This window comes from Streptosporangium sp. LJ11 (assembly GCF_051918945.1).
Classification (GTDB): domain Bacteria; phylum Actinomycetota; class Actinomycetes; order Streptosporangiales; family Streptosporangiaceae; genus Streptosporangium.
Genome location: NZ_JBPXMB010000007.1, coordinates 139449 through 158114 on the forward strand (window position 1 = coordinate 139449; position 18666 = coordinate 158114).

Genomic DNA, 18666 nt, shown 5'->3' on the forward strand with positions numbered 1-18666 from the left:
CTGACACTCGTCTTTTGGGCTGGGAACGTCTCGTCTGCCTCGACTCGGAGGTATGAATGATCTACCGATTCGCGAAAGTCGTGGCGCCGCCCGTTGTCGACGCAACCGGACACGCACCGTTCCACCGTGCGGTCCGAACGCCGGGAGCGGGCGCGTGAGCCGGCGAGGGTCGGCGGAAGGCGTGGAGGAACCGATCGCGGTCATCGGGATGGCCTGCCGGCTCCCGCGCGCATCCGGCCCCGAGGCCTTCTGGCGGCTACTCGACGCCGGGGACAGCGCGATCACCGAGGTGCCCGCCGACCGCTGGGAGCCAGGTGTGGCCGCCGCCGGAGAGGGACGTCCCCCGGCCGGCGGGTTCGTCGGCGGAATCGACCGCTTCGACGCCGAGTTCTTCGCGATGTCGCCGCGGGAGGCCGCGGCGACCGACCCTCAGCAGCGGCTCATGCTGGAGCTGGCCTGGGAGTCCTTCGAGGACGCGCGGATCGTCCCGGCCACCCTGCGCGGCAGCCGGACGGGCGTGTTCGTCGGCGCGATGGCCGACGACTACGCCAAGCTGCTCGCGCGCTCCGGAGCCGAGGCGATCACCCGGCACTCCCTCACCGGCACGCATCGGGGGATCATCGCCAACCGGGTGTCCTACGCCCTGGGCCTGGGCGGCCCCAGTCTGGTCGTCGACACCGGCCAGTCGTCCTCCCTCGTCGCCGTGCATCTGGCCTGCGAGAGCCTGCGCCAGGGCGATTCCACGCTGGCGCTGGCGGCCGGCGTCAATCTCAACATCATCGCGGAGAGCACCGTCGGGGTCGCCCGATTCGGCGGGCTGTCCCCGGACGGACGCTGCCACACCTTCGACGCGCGCGCCAACGGGTACGTCCGCGGCGAAGGCGGCGGCGCGGTGGTGCTCAAGCCACTCGGACGGGCGCTCGACGACGGCGACCCGATCTACTGCGTCATCCGCGGCAGCGCGATCAACAACGACGGCGCGACGGAGACGTTGACGGTGCCGAGCGCCCGCGCGCAGGAAGCGGTGATCCTGCGGGCCTGCGAGCGCGCGGGCGTGGACCCGGCCGACATCCAGTACGTGGAGCTGCACGGAACCGGCACGAGAATCGGCGACCCGATCGAGGCGGCCGCCCTCGGCGGAGCCCTCGGCGCGGTGCGGCCGCCGGGTCCGCCGTTGGCGGTGGGCTCGGTCAAGACGAACATCGGCCACCTGGAGGGCGCCGCCGGGATCGCGGGGCTGCTCAAGGTCGCGCTGAGCATCAGGCATCGCCGGATCCCGCGAAGCCTCAATTTCGAGACGCCCAACCCTCGGATCGACTTCGACGCCCTGCGCCTGCGGGTGCAGCGGGAGACGGCTCCGTGGCCCGGCGCCGAAGGGCTCCGGCTGGCCGGTGTCAGCTCGTTCGGCGTGGGCGGCAGCAACTGCCACGTGGTCATCGGAGAACCGCCCGCTCCGCCCGCCGCCGGCGCCGCGCCCGTCACGGCGCCCGGCGGCGGCGTCCTGGCCCGCGGCTCGCTCGTCCCGTGGGTCGTCTCGGGCCGCGGTGAGGACGCGCTGCGAGGGCAGGCCGCGCGGCTGCGATCCCGGCTCGCCGCGGGTGCGGATGCGCGGCCGGAGGACGTCGCCTGGTCGCTCGCCACCACCCGGACGTCGTTCGAGCACCGCGCCGTGATCCTTGGCCACGACCTCGGCGCCTGCCTGAGCGGTCTCGATGCGCTCGCCGAGGGGCACGAGGCGCCGGGCGTCGTCCGCGGCACGGCCCGCAAGCTCGGCGGAACGGTGTTCGTCTTCCCCGGTCAGGGGTCCCAGTGGCCGGGCATGGGACGCGGCCTGGCGCATTCGTCCAGGGTCTTCCGCGACCATGTCGAGGCCTGCGCCGAGGCGTTCGCGCCCTATCTCGACTACTCGATCGAGGACGTCCTCCTGGATCCGGAGGCGGCACCGCTGCTGGACCGCGACGACGTGGTCCAGCCCGCGCTGTTCGCCATGATGACCGGGCTGGCCGGGGTGTGGCGATCTCTCGGCATCCACCCCGACGCGGTCGCCGGGCATTCGCAGGGCGAGATCGCCGCCGCCTACGTCGCCGGCGCGCTGTCCCTGCCCGACGCGGTGCGTGTGGTCGCCGTACGCAGCCGATTGCTCGCGAGCCTCGCTGGCAGCGGCGGCATGGTCTCGACACGGCTCACGCAGGATCGCGCGGAGGCGCTGGCGTCCCGGTGGGGCGGCGCGCTGAGCCTCGCCGCGATCAACGATTCGGAGACGACGATCCTGTCGGGGAACGCCGACGCCGTCCGCGAGCTGCTGGCCGTCTGCGCGGCCGAAGGCGTCCACGCCCGCCGCGTCCCGGTGGACTACGCCTCGCACTCCCCGGCCGTCGAGGCGATACGCGAGGAACTGCTCGACGCCCTCGCCGGCATCACCCCTCGCTCACCGCAGGTCCCGTTCTTCTCCACGGTCGGCGGCGGACCGGCGGAGACCTGCCTGGACGCCGACTACTGGTATCGCAACCTGCGGCATCCGGTGCGGTTCTCGCCGACCGTCGCCGCCCTGGCTTCGTTCGGGTACGACGTCTTCGTCGAGATGAGCCCTCATCCACAGCTGACGGTCGGTGTCCGCCGGGCGGCCCTGCTGCCGGACGCGGAGCAGCCGCTCGTCGTCGGCTCGCTCCGCCAGGACAGCGACGCCTGCCAGTCGCTTCTCACGGCGATGGCCGAGCTGTACGTCAGCGGCGTCGACGTCGCGTGGGGCGGCCTCCTCGCGGAAGGCGGCCCGCGAAGCATCGACCTGCCGACCTACGCCTTCCAGCGGCGCAGGCACTGGCTCGCGGCACCGGAGACACCCGGCGACGGGCCGGCTCCGGTCGCGTCCGGACCGGAAGCGACCGAGGAGGACGCCGCGAGCACCCCGGCGCGGGACGGCGGCGAGTCCCCCGGTGCGGACGGCGGCGCGGTTTCCGGTTTCCCGCTGGAACGACGACTCGCCGGGCTCGGGGAGGACGGCAGCCGGAGGCTGCTCCTCGACATCGTGCGCACCACCGCCGCGAGCGTCCTCGGTCACACGACGGCGGACGCGGTCAAGGCCGGCCGGACGTTCAAGCAGCTGGGCTTCGACTCGCTGACGGCGGTCGAGTTTCGCGAGCGGCTGGCCGGCGCCACGGGCCTGCCCCTGTCCCCCGGCCTGGTCTTCGACCATCCGACGCCCACCGCGGTGTGCGAACACCTCCATGCCCTGGTCACCCGCTCCGGTGACGACGCCGCAAGGACCACTCGTTCCGCCGCGTTCGACGAGCCGATCGCGATCGTGGGCATCGGCTGCCGGTTCCCCGGCGGGATCGATTCGCCGGAGAGCCTGTGGCAGGTGGTGGCCGACGGAGTGGACGTCATCGGCGACTTCCCCACCGACCGCGGCTGGGACCTCGACGCCCTCTACCACCCCGACCCCGACCACCCCGGCACCAGCTACACCCGCCAGGGCGGATTCCTCCACGACGCCGCCGGATTCGACGCCGCCTTCTTCGGCATCTCCCCCCGCGAGGCCACCGCCATGGACCCCCAGCAGCGCCTCCTGCTGGAGACCGCCTGGGAAGCCGTCGAACGAGCCGGCATCGACCCCACCTCCCTCCACGGCACCCGCACCGGCGTCTACACCGGGCTCATGTACAGCCACTACGGCGCAGGCCCTCATGAGGGGCGGGCCGAGGCCGAGGGCTACCTGCTGACCGGCAACTCGACGAGCGTGGCGTCGGGGCGGGTCGCCTACACCCTCGGACTGACCGGCCCCGCCATCACCATCGACACCGCCTGCTCATCATCCCTGGTCGCCCTCCACCTCGCCTGCCAAGCCCTCCGCAACAACGAATGCGACCTCGCCCTAGCCGGCGGCGCCACCATCATGCCCACCCCCGGCCTCTTCGTCGAATTCAGCCGCCAACGCGGCCTCGCCACCGACGGACGCAGCAAACCCTTCTCCGCAACCGCCGACGGAACCAGCTGGTCCGAAGGCGCCGCCACCCTCCTCCTCGAACGCCTCACCGACGCCCAACGACACAACCACCCCATCCTCGCCACCATCCCCGGCTCCGCCATCAACCAAGACGGCGCCAGCAACGGCCTCACCGCACCCAACGGCCCCGCCCAGCAAAACGTCATCCACCAAGCCCTCACCAACGCCCGCCTCACCCCCGACCACATCGACGCCCTCGAAGCCCACGGCACCGGCACCACCCTCGGCGACCCCATCGAAGCCCAAGCCATCCTCACCACCTACGGCCACAACCGCACCCCCGACAACCCCCTCCACCTCGGCTCCATCAAATCCAACATCGGCCACACCCAAGCCGCCGCCGGCATCGCCGGCGTCATCAAAATGATCATGGCCATCCACCACAACCACCTCCCCCCCACCCTCCACATCACCCACCCCACCCCCCACATCGACTGGACCACCGGCACCATCAACCTCCTCACCCACCCCACCCCCTGGCCCACCACCAACCACCCCCGACGCGCCGCCATCTCCTCCTTCGGCATCAGCGGCACCAACGCCCACCTCATCATCGAAGAACCCCCCACCCCACCCGAACCCCCAGACCAGCCACCGGCCCCGGCCTCCGGTCCGCTCCCCTGGCTCGTGTCGGGCAGGACGGCCGCCGCCATGCGCGCGCACGCTCGCCGCATCGCCGACTTCGCGGCGGCCGGCCAGCACCTCGATCCGGTCGCGGTGGGGCGCGCCCTGGCGACCGGCCGGGCCCAGCACCCGTACCGCGCGGCCGCCCTCGGCGAGCACCGCGACGACCTCATCGCGGGCCTGACCGCGATCGCGGACGGCGAGGCCGCGCCCGGCGCGGTCACCGGCAGGGTGGGTGACGGCGGCGTCGTTCTCGTCTTCCCCGGCCAGGGAGCCCAGTGGCCGGAGATGGCCGACGGGCTGCTCGAACACTCCGAGGCGTTCCGGGAGAGCGCACACGCCTGCGACGGGGCGCTACGCGCCTACCTGGACTGGTCGGTGCTGGACGTGCTGCGCCGGCAGCCCGGAGCACCTCCGCTGGATCGGGTGGACGTCGTGCAGCCGGTGCTGTTCACGATGATGGTGTCGCTGGCCGCCGTCTGGCGTGCTCACGGTGTCCGGCCGGCCGCCGTGGTCGGGCACTCGCAGGGGGAGATCGCCGCCGCGTGCGTCGCCGGCGGACTGGATCTCGGCGACGCCGCGCGGATCGTGGCGCTGCGCAGCCGGGCGTGCCTGCCGCTCGCGAGCCGCGGCGGCATGGCGGCCGCCGCGCTCGGCGCGGACGCGCTGCGCCCCCGCCTGGAGCGCTGGGGCGACCGGCTGTCGATCGCGGCGATCAACAGCCCTGGCACGGCGACCGTCGCCGGCGAGCCGCTCGCGCTGGCCGAGCTCGTCGAGGTGCTCACGGCGGAGGGCGTCCGGGCCCGCCTGATCCCGGGCGTCGACATCGCGGGGCACTCGTCTCAGGTCGACGTCCTCCACGACCACCTGCTCGACGTGCTCGCCCCGGTGTCCCCGCGGCGATGCGACGTCCCGTTCTACTCGACCGTCACCGGAGGCCTCCTCGACACCGCCGCGCTCGACGCCGCCTACTGGTGCCGCAACGTGCGCGATCCCGTCGAGCTCGAACGGGCCATCCGTGCTCTGCTCGCCGACGGGCACGACCTGTTCATCGAGGTCGGCCCGCATCCGATGCTGGCGATGTCACTGGAGGAGACGATCACCGACGCGGGGGCGGACGCGGCCGTGATCAGCACGCTCCGCCGGGACGCGGGAGGGCCGGCGCGGATGCTCACCTCGCTCACCGAGGCGCACGTCCACGGCGCGCCGGTCGACTGGGCGACCGTGTTCACCGGCGGAGGCGGGCGCCCGGTGCCGCTGCCGACCTACCCGTTCCAGCACGAGCGGTACTGGCTGGAGAAAGGATTCCATGCCGGTGAGCTGGCCGGCGCGGGACTCCAGACGACCGATCATCCGCTGCTGGGCGCGGCGGTGCGACTGGCCGACGAGGGCGACCTGGTGTTCACCGGGCGGCTGTCCGCCGGTGCCCGACCGTGGCTGGGCGGCCACACGCTGCACGGCTCCGCTGTCGTCCCGGCCGCCGTGCTGATCGACCTCGTGCTGCACGCCGGTGAACGAGCCGGTTTCCCTCACATCGAGGAGCTCACCCTCGGCGAACCGCTGGTTCTGCCGGAAGGCGGAGGAGTGAGCCTGCAACTGGTGGTCCGGCCCGATGGCGGCTCCGGGCGCCGCGCGGTCACCGTCCATGCCGGTCCCGGCGACGGTCCCGGCGACATGACGGGGTCCGGCTGGAGACGTCACGCCTTCGGAACGCTCACCGCGACGTCCGCCGAGGAATCCGCCGCGGCCACGCTGGACGGCCTCTGGCCACCGCGCGGCGCGACCCCGGTCGACCTCGCCGGCGCGTACGAGGACCTCGCCCGCCGCGGCCACGGGTACGGTCCTGCCTTCCGGGCGCTGCGCGCGCTCTGGCGGCTCGGCGAGGAGGTCTACGCCGACGTGGCGCTGCCGGAGGACGAGGACTCCGGCAGCGCCGGGTTCTGCGTCCACCCCGTGCTGCTCGACACGGCGCTCCAGGCTCTCGCCGTCGCCGCCGACGAGGTCCGGCAGCCCGTCGCCTGGACCGGTGTGCGCCTGTACGCCGTCGGCGCCACGGCGCTGCGGGCCCGGCTCCGTCCGCAGGGACCGGAGGAGGTCGAGCTGACCCTGGCCGATCCGGCGGGGGAGATCGTGGCGACCGCCCGGTCCGTACGGCTGCGGCCGGTCACCACGGGACAGGTCACGGCGTCGCCAGATCACGCGGCGGGGGACCTCTATCGGGTGGAGTGGGGCACCACGACGGTTTCGGGACAGGCTCCGGGTGGTTCATGGGCAGTGATCGGCGACTCCTCCCTCGCGGCCGCGTTGGCCGCCACCGGGGTGAGGGTCCGACGCTACCCGGACGTCGCCGGGCTCGCCGCGGATCCCGGCGGCGAACCGCCGGAGGTGGTCGTGGTCGTCGCGCCGCCGCCCGCGGGCGCCCGGGAACGGGGATCCGGCGGGCCGGACGGCGCGACCGGGACGACCGGTGACCCCGGTACGCCCGATGCGCCGGCGGACCTCGCCGCACAGGCGCATGACAGTGAGCCCGGGACGACCGGTGAGCCCGTGGACCTCGCCGCACGGGCGCATGACGCGGTCGTCGCCATGCTCGGGCTCGTTCAGGAGTGGCTCGGCGACGACCGCCTCGGCGCGTCACGCCTGGTGGTGGTCACCCAGGGTGCGGTCGCCGTGCACCCGCTCGAAGACGTTCGCGACCTTCCCGCCGCCGCCCTGTGGGGCCTGCTCCGAAGCGCCCAGAACGAGAATTCCGGCAAGATCACCCTGATCGACGTCACGGGCGGCCCCGCCTCTTACACGACCATTCCGGCCGCGCTGTCCGGCGACGAGCCCCAGCTCGCCATCCGCGGTGACCGGATACTCGCGCCACGTCTCGTCCGCACTGCCCCGGATCCGGCCGCACGGCCGGATCGCGCCCTCGACCCGAACGGCACGGTGCTGATCACCGGTGGGACGGGAACGCTCGGCGGCCTGGTCGCCCGTCACCTTGTCACCGCTTACGGCGTCCGCCACCTGCTGCTGACGAGCAGGCGCGGTCCGGCCGCCGAAGGGACCGGCCGGCTCCGCGCGGAACTCGTCGAGCTCGGTGCGGAGGTGAGCGTCCGGGCCTGCGACGCCTCCGACCCCGCCGCGCTGGAGGCCCTGCTGGCGACCGTTCCCCGGGAGCACCCGCTGACCGCCGTCGTCCACGCGGCCGGGGTGCTTCAGGACGGCGTCGTCGAGGGCCTGACGGCCGAGCAGGTGCACCACGTGCTGCGGCCGAAGGCCGACGCGGCGTGGCACCTGCACCGGCTCACCATGGACTACGATCTTCGCGCGTTCCTCCTGTTCTCGTCGATCGCCGGGGTGATCGGCACGCCGGGTCAGGCGAACTACGCCGCCGCCAACGCCTTCCTCGACGGGCTGGCCACCCATCGGCGCGCCACCGGTCGTCCCGCGGTCAGCCTCGCGTGGGGATACTGGGCGCAGGAGAGCGCGATGTCGCGCCACCTCACCGAACGCGACGTGACCCGCCTCGCCGGCGCCGGGATCGCGCCGCTGCCCACCGAACGCGCGCTGCGGCTGCTCGACGCCGCTCTCACCCGCACCGAACCGGTGCTCGCGCCCGTGCTGCTGGACACGGCCGCGCTTCGCGACCCCGCGCGGAGTGCTCCGGTGCCGGCGATCCTGCGCGGGCTGGTCCGTGCGCCGGTACGGCGCGTGCGGGCGGGTGCGGCGGACGGCGCGTCGCTGAAGCGGCGTCTCGCCGCGCTGCCCGCGTCCGAACGGGGCGGCATGCTGCTCGACCTCGTACGCGGTCACGCCGCGACCGTGCTAGGCCGCGGCAGCGCGGACGGGATCAAGCCGGGACGCCCGCTCAAGGAGGCCGGCTTCGACTCCTTGACCGCGGTGGAGCTGCGCAACCGGCTGAGCAGCGCGTCCGGGCTGCGCCTGCCGGCCACGCTCGTGTTCGACCATCCGACGCCGACGGCGCTCGCCGCGTACCTCCACGAGCGGATCGCGCCCGGCGAGACCTCACGGTCCCCGTCGGTCCTCGCCGACCTCGACCGGCTGGAGGCCGTGCTGTCCGCGGCTCCCCCGAACACCGACGGCACCAGGGCCACCGTGACGGCGCGGCTGCGCGGTCTCCTGCGGAGGCTGGACGACGACACACCGGCGACGCCGGACGATCTCACCGAAACAATCTTGGCGGCGACGCCCGAAGAGATACTCGCCCTTCTCGACAACAGGACCCGTCGAAGCCTCACAGACGGCTCGGCCGATCAGGCGGTCAGAAAATGACGAACGAAGAGAAACTTGCCAAGTACCTCAAACAGGTGACACTGGATCTGTACCGGGCTGAACAGCGCTTGCGGGAGGCCGAGGAACGCGCGCACGAGCCGATCGCGATCGTGGGCATCGGCTGCCGGTTCCCCGGCGGGATCGATTCGCCGGAGAGCCTGTGGCAGGTGGTGGCCGACGGAGTGGACGTCATCGGCGACTTCCCCACCGACCGCGGCTGGGACCTCGACGCCCTCTACCACCCCGACCCCGACCACCCCGGCACCAGCTACACCCGCCAGGGCGGATTCCTCCACGACGCCGCCGGATTCGACGCCGCCTTCTTCGGCATCTCCCCCCGCGAGGCCACCGCCATGGACCCCCAGCAGCGCCTCCTGCTGGAGACCGCCTGGGAAGCCGTCGAACGAGCCGGCATCGACCCCACCTCCCTCCACGGCACCCGCACCGGCGTCTACACCGGGCTCATGTACAGCCACTACGGCGCAGGCCCTCATGAGGGGCGGGCCGAGGCCGAGGGCTACCTGCTGACCGGCAACTCGACGAGCGTGGCGTCGGGGCGGGTCGCCTACACCCTCGGACTGACCGGCCCCGCCATCACCATCGACACCGCCTGCTCATCATCCCTGGTCGCCCTCCACCTCGCCTGCCAAGCCCTCCGCAACAACGAATGCGACCTCGCCCTAGCCGGCGGCGCCACCATCATGCCCACCCCCGGCCTCTTCGTCGAATTCAGCCGCCAACGCGGCCTCGCCACCGACGGACGCAGCAAACCCTTCTCCGCAACCGCCGACGGAACCAGCTGGTCCGAAGGCGCCGCCACCCTCCTCCTCGAACGCCTCACCGACGCCCAACGACACAACCACCCCATCCTCGCCACCATCCCCGGCTCCGCCATCAACCAAGACGGCGCCAGCAACGGCCTCACCGCACCCAACGGCCCCGCCCAGCAAAACGTCATCCACCAAGCCCTCACCAACGCCCGCCTCACCCCCGACCACATCGACGCCCTCGAAGCCCACGGCACCGGCACCACCCTCGGCGACCCCATCGAAGCCCAAGCCATCCTCACCACCTACGGCCACAACCGCACCCCCGACAACCCCCTCCACCTCGGCTCCATCAAATCCAACATCGGCCACACCCAAGCCGCCGCCGGCATCGCCGGCGTCATCAAAATGATCATGGCCATCCACCACAACCACCTCCCCCCCACCCTCCACATCACCCACCCCACCCCCCACATCGACTGGACCACCGGCACCATCAACCTCCTCACCCACCCCACCCCCTGGCCCACCACCAACCACCCCCGACGCGCCGCCATCTCCTCCTTCGGCATCAGCGGCACCAACGCCCACCTCATCATCGAAGAACCCCCCACCCCACCCGAACCCCCAGACCAGCCACGGGACCAAACGCCGGACCAGGACGTCCCCGGCCTGGTGCCTCTGACGCTGTCGGCCAAGCACGGCGCCGCCCTGGTCGCCGTCGCCGAGCGGATGCGCGCCCACCTGGACGCCGAGCCCGGCCACACGCTCGCCGACATCGGCCTGTCCCTCGCCACGACCCGCGCGGCCCTCGAACACCGCGCCGTGATCCTCGCCGGCGACCGCGAGGAGTTCAGCGACGCTCTGCGGGCGATCGCCGCCGATGCGCGGGCGCCGCAGTTGACCAGCGGCACGACGGGGCCGCCGGCGAAGGTCGCGTTCATGTTCAGCGGTCAGGGCCGCCAGCGGCCGGGCGCGGGCCGCGAACTGTACGCGGCGTACCCGGTGTTCGCCGACGCCCTGGACGAGGTGTGCGCCGAGCTGGACCCGCACCTGGACCGGCCGCTGCGCGCGCTGATGTTCGCCGAACCGGACTCGCCCGACGCGCGGCGCCTGGACCGGACCGAGTACGCACAGCCCGCGCTGTTCGCCCTGGAGATCGCCCTGTATCGGCTGATGCTCTCCTTCGGCGTCGTTCCTGACCATCTCATCGGCCACTCGATCGGCGAACTCAGTGCGGCCCACGCCGCCGGGGTGCTGTCCCTGCCGGACGCCTGCACGCTCGTCGCCGCGCGGGCACGGCTCATGCAGACGGCGCCGGCGACCGGCGCCATGATCGCGATCGAGGCGACGGAGGAGGAGATACACGGCTGCCTGAGTGCGTACGAGGGCCAGGTCGACATAGCCGCGGTCAACGCGCCGGCCTCGACCGTGATCTCCGGCGCGGATGACGTCGTCTCGAAGATCGCCACGTTCTGGCAGTCGGAAGGCCGTACGCAGAAGCGCCTGCGAGTGAGCCACGCGTTCCACTCCCTCCACATGGACGGCGTCCTCGACGACTTCCGCCGGGTGGCCCGCACCCTGACGTTCAGGCCACCTCGGACACCCGTCGTCTCCAACCTCACCGGCCGGTCCGCCACGTCCGAGGAGATGTGCTCGCCCGACTACTGGGCCGGCCACCTGCGCCGCACCGTGCGGTTCATGGACGGCGTCCGTCACCTGAGCGACGCGGGCGTCACGACCTATCTGGAACTCGGCCCCGACGCCGCCCTCACGTCGCTCGTGGACGCGTGCCTGGCCGGGTCCGGCACCGTGGCCCCCGTGCTGCGCCGGAACCGGCCCGAGCGGCGCACCCTCCTCGGCGCGCTCGCCGAGATCCATGTCCACGGCACGACCGTCCGCTGGCCCGAGTTCCTCTTCGGGGCAGGCGCACGGCGGGTCTGCCTGCCCACCTATCCATTCCAGCACCGGCGGCACTGGCTCGACGCGGGCTCCACCCGGGAGCCCGGCAGACGGCCGGGCGGGCATCCGCTCGCGGGTGCGCCGGTCGACGTCGCCGGGGCGAAAGAACGCTGGTTCGCCGGCACGCTCACGCGGGACGACCCCTGGTTCCTGCCGGGGCATCAGATGGCCGGGACCCCGGTTCTGCCCGGCTGTGCGATGGTCGAGTGGGCGCTGGCGGCGACGCGAGCCGCGGCCGGCCCCCTCACCGGGCAGTGGACCCTGGCCGGCATCTCGTTCAACCGGTTCCTTCCCGTTCCCGAAGGACGGCCGGTGAGCGTGCAGGCTCGGGTCGAGGAGACCGGGGGCGCACGGCGGGTGCGGTGTTTCAGCAGACCCGCCGACGGCTCCGGAGAGTGGGTCGAGCACGCGACCGTCGCCGCGGCGGGGCCGGCCGCCACCCCGCGTCCGGCCCGCATCGACCCGGCCGAGCCGCGGGACCGGCTGCTGGAACGGGACACAGGGCCGATGTACGAGCGGTTCGCCCGGGCGGGGCTCGACTGCGGGCCGGCGTTCCGCGGAGTCCGCCGCATGTGGTCCGACGGCACCGAGGGGCTCAGCCTCGTCGAGGTCGCGGAGGCCGTGCGGGACGACGGGGTGTACACGCTGCACCCGGTGGTGCTGGACGCGTGCCTGCAGATCCTCGGCGCCTTCACCGCCCGCGGCGAGGCGCTGTGGGTGCCCTACGGACTCGACCGCGTCACCGTCTACGATCGCCTGCCGAACCGGGTGTGGTGCCACGCGTACCGCCGGGACGGCGTCGGCCCGGGTGAGGCCGTCATCGACGCCCGGGTGCTGTCGGATGACGGGGAGACGCTGGCAACCCTCGACGGAGTGCGCTATCGCGAGATCGCGCGCAACGCGCTGCCCGCGGCGATCGGCGTACGTCCGAAGCGTTACGAGCTGACCTGGCAGGTCGCCGGGCAGAGCGGCGATCCCCGCCGGACCGGCACCTGGCTCGTGTACGCCGCGGATCCGGCGCTCGCCGAGGACTGGCGGGCGCAGCTGACGGAACTCGGCGCGACCGCCGTCGCCCTGAGCCCCGGCGGCGACGCGACCGGCCCGGTGCGGTTCGTCGACCCGGATTCCGAGGACGACGTCGGACGGGTGCTCGATGGACTGGCCGGGAACGGTGCCCGCGTCTCCGGCCTGGTCCTCCACTCGGACGCGGCGACGGCGCCCGGATCCGACGACGACTCCGTCGTCGACGACGCCTACCGGACGTCCCGCCGCGCGCTCGCCCTGCTCAAGGGTTTCCTGGCCGCGAGCGCCGCCGGCCGCCGCGAGATCGTCGTGTGCTCGACCGGCGCCACGGCTCCCCGCCCAGGGCGGGACGTCCCCGCCCTGGGACAGACCGTGCTGACCGGCCTGACCAAGGCCGTCGTCTGCGAGTATCCCGACCTCAAGTGCGTGCAGGCCGACCTGGACCCCAAGTCGGGGCCACCGCCGGTGCGAACGGTGCTCGGTCAGGCCGCCGGCCTGCCCGGCGCGGGCCACCTGGCGCTGCGTGACGGCCGGTGGTACGAGGCACGGCTGCGGGAGCACGAGCCGCCCGCCGGCGGGATCTCTCCTGTCGCGGTGCGACCGGACGCCACCTACCTGATCACCGGGGGCTGGGGCGGTCTCGGCCTGGCGACCGCGACGTGGCTCGCGGACCGGGGGGCCCGCACCCTGCTGCTGGCCGGCCGCACCGTCCCGGAAACCGAGCCGCCCGCCGTCACCGCGCTGCGTCGCCGCGGCGTACGGGTCGAGGGGTGTCGCGCCGACGTCGCGAAGGCGGCGGACGTCGAAAGGCTGCTCGCGTTCGCGCGGCGAGGGCTGCCACCGCTGCGCGGCATCGTGCACGCGGCTGGCGTGACGACCGGCGCGATTCTGCCGGACACCGGCTGGGACACGTTCGCCGGCGCACTGGGCCCGAAGGTGCGCGGCACATGGGAGCTGCACCGTCGCACCGCCGACTCCGACCTTGACTTCTTCGTCCTGTACTCGGCGTTCGCCTCGCTCATCGGGCTGCCCGGCGAGTCGGGATATCTCGCCGCCAACGCGTTCCTGGACGGGTTCGCCGTTCACCGCCGCCACCACGGCAGGCCCGTACTCGGCGTCAACTGGGGTGCGTGGGCGCAGGTCGGCATGGCGGCGCGTGGTGGTGCGATCGAGAAGACGGACGCGATGGGCATCCGCGCGATCCCGCCCGACCAGGCGCTGGCGGCGCTCGGCGCGCTGCCCGCCGCATCCCCTCCCCATGTCGGCCTGGCCTTGATGGACTGGCGCCGCCACGTGACCGCGGCCCGCCGCGGGCAGCCGTACACGCTGCTGACGGACGTGACGCCGGAGGACGTCCCGGGGAGCGAGCCGGCAGCCGGCCCCGGGCGTGCCAAGGACCTGGCCAAGCTCGTCGTGCGCGATCCGGACGAGGCGCGCGAGGTGCTGCTCGGCGAGCTGCTGGACAGGGTCGCCCAGCTGCTCGGCCTGAGCGCGGCGGAGCGCACCGAACTCCACCCCCAGTTCCGGCACCACCGGCTGAACGAGCTCGGTTTCGACTCGCTCACCACGGTCCAGCTACGCAACCGGCTCCTCGCGGACTTCTCCGCGGACGCCTCCCCGGACTTCCTGTTCGGCGGCGGCACGGCGATGGAGATCGTCGAGTTGATCTGCCGTCACCTCACCGCCCTGACCGTGCTCGCGGCGGACGACGGTCCTCCGGAAGAGGACGGTGAGACCGAGGTCCTGACGCTCTGACCGCCCACCGTTCCTCGAGTCCCCCGCCGACCCCCTGTGCACAAGGAGGCACCGCTGTGAGTGAACGCGGCTCTGCCGTCATCCCACCCCTGGTGACCGAGCTGGCCCAGGCCGGGATCAGATTGAAGCTCGCCGGTGCGGACCGGCTGGAGGTCTCCGCGCCGCGCGGCCGGCTGTCCCGCGAGCTGCTCGGCCGTATCGAGCGGCACAAGCCGGAGCTGATCGAATGGCTGTCCGGCGTGCCGTTCGCGCGGCCGCCGGAGGGGGAACCGCCGGTGGTCGTGCCGGACGAGGAGAACCTCTACGAGCCGTTTCCCCCCTCGGACCTGCAGATGTCCTTCCTCATCGGCAGCCGGGAGGGCGTGGAGCACTACGTGCGCCCGCACTCCTACATGGAATACGAGGTCGGCGGGCTGGAGCCCGGGCGGCTGCAGGCGGCGCTGGACGAGGAGCTGGACCACCAGCGCAAGAACATCGTCGTGGTGCGGGAGGACCTGCGGCTCCAGACCGTGCGCGACCCGGCACCGGTGCGGATCCCGGTGCACGACCTGCGTGGGCGGCCCGAATCCGAGCAGCGCGCGCACATCGAACGGATCCGCGCCGAGCTGGAGCGCAAGGAGCCGCCGATCGACCGCTGGCCGTGGTTCGACATGCGGCTCACCCTGCTCGGCGAGAACCGCGGGCTGCTGCACTACAACAACAACAATCTGTTCAGCGACGCACCCGGGACGCTGCGGTTCCTCCAGACGATCCTGCACCGCTACCACCATCCGGACGAGCCGCGCCCCCCGCTCGACATCGCCTACCGGGACTGCGTGCTGGCCCTGGCAGAGCTGGAGAACTCGCCCCTGGGCCAGAGGTCGAAGAAGTACTGGCTGGACCGCGTCGCGGACTGGCCGGGAGCGCCGGCGGTCCCGCAGGCGGCCGGAGCCGATCCGCGGCGCCGGTCCCGGCTCCGCCGCCGCGAACTCCTGTTCCCCGCGGAGGTGTGGAAGGAGTTCAAAGCACGGTTCGAGGCCAGACGGCTGACCGCGACGAACACTCTCACGGCCGTCCACGCGGAGGTGCTCTCCTACTGGAGCGGATCGCGGCATTTCCTGATCAACAATATGATCACCCACCGGCTCCCGCTGCATCCGCGGATGCACGAGCTGGTCGGGAACTTCGCGTCGCTGTATCCGCTGGAGGTGGACTGGCGTCACGACGAGCCGTTCCACGCGCGGGCCCGGCGGCTGCAGTCGCAGGTGCTAGACGACGTGCAGCATGTGTACTGGAGCGGCGTGAAGGTCCTGCAGGCGCTGAACCGGGCGCAGGGGACGCCCGGGCGGGCCGCCTGCCCGTTCGCGCTGGGCAGCGCGCTGTTCGTCGGGAAGAGCGACCGCCCCGCCTACAGCGTTCTCGAGACGCCCCAGACGTCGCTGGACTGCGAGTTCTGGGAGCTCCCCGATGGCAGGCTGTGGGTGGTGTGGGACGTCATCGAGGAGATGTTCCCCGACGGGCTCGTCGACGCGATGCAGGAGGGTTACCGCTCGATCGTCATGGCGCTCGCGCACGACGACGCGGCCTGGGAGACGAAGGCGTTCTCCCCGCTGTCCCCGGACGAGCGCGCTCTGCGGCTGGAGCTGAACCGCTTCCGCGGCGGCGTACCGACCGACCTGCTGCACGAGAGCCTGGCTCGTCTCGCGGCCGAGCGTCCGGACGACATCGCGGTGGTCACCGAGGACACCGTGCTCGACTACCGGGAGCTGCGCCGCCGCGCCGCCGGCGTCGCCGGCTCCCTGATCGGGGCCGGGGTCCGGCCGGGGTCGTTGGTGGCCGTGGTGTCGCCCAAGGAGTGGGAGCAGGTCGCGGCGGTGTTCGGGATCCTGACGGCCGGCGCGGCGTACGTGCCGGTGGATCCGTCCTGGCCCGAGGACCGCATCCGCTACGTCCTGGCCGACACGAAGGCCCGTGCCGTGCTCACGACCGAGGAGCTGCGCCCGGCTCTCGCGGGCCTGACCGACCTGCCCGTGCTGTCCGTGGGCGCGGACATCGCCGATCGCGCGCCCGCCGACCCGGTGCTGGTGACCCGTGACCCGACGGATCTCGCCTACGTCATCTACACCTCCGGCTCGACAGGCCGGCCCAAGGGCGCGGTGCTGGACCACTGCGGCCCGCTCAACACCATCAGGGACGTCAACCGGCGGTTCGGGATCGGCCGCGACGACGTGCTGTTCGGCATCTCGTCCCTGTGCTTCGACCTGTCGGTCTACGACGTCTTCGGGGCTGTCGAAGCGGGCGCGCGTCTGGTGCTGCCGCCACCGGGGCAGGTCGACCCGGGGTCATGGCTCGGCCTGGTCCGCGAGCGGGGCGTCACCGTGTGGAACAGCGTACCGGCGATCATGCAGCTGTTCGTGGAGGAGGCCGAAGCGACCGGCGCGACGTTCCCCGCGCTGCGTACGGTCCTGCTGAGCGGCGACTGGATCCCCGTCGGCCTGCCGGACCGCATCCGGCGGATCGCGCCGCGGGCCCGTGTCGTCAGTCTGGGCGGCGCGACCGAGGCGTCGATCTGGTCGATCTGCTTCCCGATCGACGAGGTGGATCCCGGCCGGCCGAGCATCCCGTACGGCAAGCCGCTGTCCAACCAGACCTGGTACGTGCTCGACGGATGTGGCCGGGACGCTCCGACCTGGGTGCCCGGTGACCTCTACATCGGCGGCCTCGGCGTCGCCCGCGGCTATCTGAACGACCCGGTCAGAACCGGCGCGGCGTTCGTCATCCATCCGCGCACCGGCGAGCGGCTGTACCGCACGGGAGACCGGGGCCGTTTCCTTCCCAGCGGCGACATCGAGTTCCTCGGCCGCTCCGACTTCCAGGTGAAGGTCCAGGGCTTCCGCGTCGAACCCGGGGAGATCGAGCACACGCTGGCCGAGCACGCGTCGGTCGGACAGGCCGTCGTCGTGGCTCACCGGTCCGGCTCGGGCAGCCGCCTCGCCGCGTTCGTGACGGGCGTGGACGGGATGGCCGCACCGGACGCCGCCGTTCTGCGGGACGCGCTCGCCGAGCGCCTGCCCGCGTACATGGTGCCCGGTCAGATCACCGTGCTGGACCGCCTGCCGCTGACCGGCAACGGGAAGCTCGACCGGGCCGCGCTGCAGGTGCTGGAGCCCGCGGCGGACGCCGAGCGGCGCGCATACGCCGCCCCGGGCACGCCGACGGAGAAGGCCCTCGTGGAGATCTGGGAGTCGATCCTGGACACCGCGCCGATCGGCGTCCACGACGACTTCTTCGAACTCGGCGGGCAGTCGTACACGGCGCTGCGGGTCATCGGGCAGATCACCCGCAAACTGGGGCATCGGGCGCCGCTGGGCGCGCTCATCGAACGCCGGACGATCGCCGCGCTGGCCCGGTACCTGGACGACCGCGCCGGCGCCTGGTCGCCGCTCGTACGGCTGCGGCGGGCGCCGGAGGAGGAGAATCCGTGGTTCTTCGTCCATCCGGCCGGTGGGAACGTGCTGTGCTACCAGTCGCTCGCCGCCTCCTCCGCCCGGCCCTTCCACGCCTTCCAGGCCCCCGGACCGTCCACGGGGCAGGACCCGCTCGCCACGGTGGAGGAGCTGGCCGGACTGTACGTGCGGGCGCTGACGGAGGCGCGGCCGTACGGCCCGTACCTCATCGGGGGCTGGTCCTCCGGCGCGGTCGTCGCCGCGGAGATCGCCCACCGGCTGGAGCAGGGCGGCGAGAAGGTCGGCCGACTGGTGGTGATCGACGCTCCCGCCCCGGTCGCGACACGGTCCGTCGACGATCCGCACCTGCTGCTGTGGTTCCTGGAGGACCTGAATGTCGGGTTCGACCCCACCCCGGAGCGGCTGTCGGAGCTCACCGCGCTGACCGGCGACGACCGCATGAACCGCGCCCTCGCGTGGCTGCGGGAGGGGAACGCCCCCGGAACCGGCCTGGACCCGGCGGACATCGCCGCGACCTTCGCCGTGTTCCAGGGCGTCGTTCGCGCCTGCAACGCCTACCGATGCCCCGGCGTCTCCGCCGACGTCAGCGTCCTGCGGGCGCGGGACGGCCGGGTCGGCGAGTTCGCCGATCACCCGTACGCGCACGCTCCCGATTGGGGCTGGTCGTCGCTCACCTCCGGTGCGGTGGACGTCACGACGCTCCCCGGCACCCACCACACGCTGCTCACCGGCCCGTCGTCGGCCGCCGTCGCCGACGTGATCAACGGCGTCCGGCCGGCCGGGTGAAACCGCGACTCCCAGGAGG

General features: G+C 72.9%; 3 protein-coding genes. All 3 read left to right on the forward strand.

Annotated features, from left to right (window positions below):
- Window positions 1-154: 154 nt before the first annotated feature.
- From ACTOQ3_RS12840 to ACTOQ3_RS12850, 3 genes are read left to right on the forward strand one after another with little or no spacing between them, the layout of a single operon-like run.
- Window positions 155-8908: a type I polyketide synthase gene (locus ACTOQ3_RS12840; protein WP_440083610.1), complete on the forward strand. Its 8754-nt coding sequence runs from the start codon at window positions 155-157 to the stop codon at window positions 8906-8908.
- Complete coding sequence (locus tag ACTOQ3_RS12845) at window positions 8905-14415, forward strand: SDR family NAD(P)-dependent oxidoreductase (protein WP_440083611.1); 5511 nt, start codon at window positions 8905-8907, stop codon at window positions 14413-14415. Before ACTOQ3_RS12840 ends, ACTOQ3_RS12845 begins: the two co-directional genes overlap by 4 nt.
- A gap of 56 nt (window positions 14416-14471) precedes the next feature.
- A complete protein-coding gene (locus ACTOQ3_RS12850; protein WP_440083612.1) occupies window positions 14472-18647 on the forward strand; it encodes an amino acid adenylation domain-containing protein in 4176 nt (1391 codons plus the stop codon).
- Window positions 18648-18666: the final 19 nt, after the last annotated feature.